The sequence below is a fragment of the Pseudomonas sp. B16(2017) genome (assembly GCF_002113205.1).
GTDB classification, from domain to species: Bacteria; Pseudomonadota; Gammaproteobacteria; order Pseudomonadales; family Pseudomonadaceae; genus Aquipseudomonas; species Aquipseudomonas pharyngis.
In genome coordinates this window covers 1-1,261 of sequence record NZ_NEKA01000032.1, presented here as the reverse complement: position 1 = coordinate 1,261, position 1,261 = coordinate 1, and the positions used below count along the sequence as shown (strand labels likewise).

The 1,261-nt window shown below is 58.9% G+C and carries 2 protein-coding genes; both read right to left on the bottom strand.

Annotated features, from left to right (window positions below):
• A partial coding sequence (gene tssI, locus CAG25_RS28085) for a type VI secretion system tip protein TssI/VgrG (RefSeq protein WP_143493007.1) occupies positions 1 to 615 on the bottom strand: 615 nt, incomplete at its 3' end.
• Positions 616 to 741: 126 nt separating this feature from the next.
• On the bottom strand, positions 742 to 1,257 hold the full coding sequence (locus CAG25_RS28080) for an Hcp family type VI secretion system effector (protein WP_039767797.1): 516 nt from the start codon (positions 1,255 to 1,257) through the stop codon (positions 742 to 744).
• Positions 1,258 to 1,261 lie beyond the last annotated feature (4 nt).

Genomic DNA, 1,261 nt, shown 5'->3' with positions numbered 1-1,261 from the left:
GCTGGCGACCATGCCGGAGTCCTGCTGATAGGCCACCGGCGCCAGTTTCTTGAACACCGTCTGGTCATCGCCGAACACCAGTTTGTGGCCCGTGGCGCTGTGCTGGAAGTGGTAGTGAATGCCTTCTTCTTCGCACAGGCGCTGGATGAAATGCAGGTCCGATTCGTCGTATTGCACGCAGTAAATGCGCTCGGGGTAGATCGAACCGGTCTGGAAGGCGTAGGCGTTGCCCTGGATGCCGTGCTCTTCGAGGACCTTGCCGATGATTTTCGGCACGCTGAGGTTCTGGAAGATCCGCTGGTTGATCCGGTGCGCGAGATACGCCAGTTGCGGGCGCAGGGTCACGGAATAGCGCGTCAGGCGCTTGCCGGAATCGCCTTGCGCGGCGCGGTAGATCAGGCCGTGGATGCCGCTGCCGTCGGGCGACAGCTGCAGGAAGGCCGGTTTGTGCAGCAGGGTTTCGAGGTCCAGCGACGGCTGCTCACTGACCAGCTCCACCTCGAACACAAAAGGCTGGCTGATGGCTTCCCGGCCGCTCAGGGTAAACACTTGGAAATCGGCGGAAAGACCTTCGATGGTCAGGGCAAAGTGGGTTTCATTGGCCGGCGCGAACATCCCTTGTTCCTCGTGCTGTACAGCGGCGTTCGTCGACCGTTAACGATCGACGCACGCGAAATTCTGGAGGGGCGTAAACAACATCGACCAGCAGAGCTGGCCGATGCTTGTAACGATCAGCCGTAATTAAACGACTGGAGCACGCCAGTCATCGGAACCCGAAGTACCGGATACTTCGTGGGTCCAGGTGATTTTGCGGTAGGTGAACTGCACTTCTTCCAGGTGGGTGAAGTGGGCGTTCGATGGATCCTGGCAGTTGTGCATCTTGTTGTTGATGGCGACGATGATCGCGTCTTCCAGTTTGGTGGTGTAGTAGTGCTCTTGGGTACCTTGAGCCGAAGTGCGGTACCACTGGATAACGATTTCGCTCATGCGCTCGCCCGAGGTCAGGGCAGCTTGCAGCAGTGGCGAAGCCTTGTCGTAGACCTTGGTGATGATCACTGGCTTGTGAACGCGCTGACCGGTTGGCTGACCGGATTGCGGGTCACGCGGGATGATCACGTCGTGGCTGAAAGCCTGAACCATAACCTGGTCTTCGTGGCCTTCCTGGTAGGTGTTGCCAACGGAGTCGGCGGTGAAGGCGCCGGCAGTGATCAGGCCTTGTTTTTCGCCGGTAACCGACATGTACGCTGGTGTTGCCATGGGA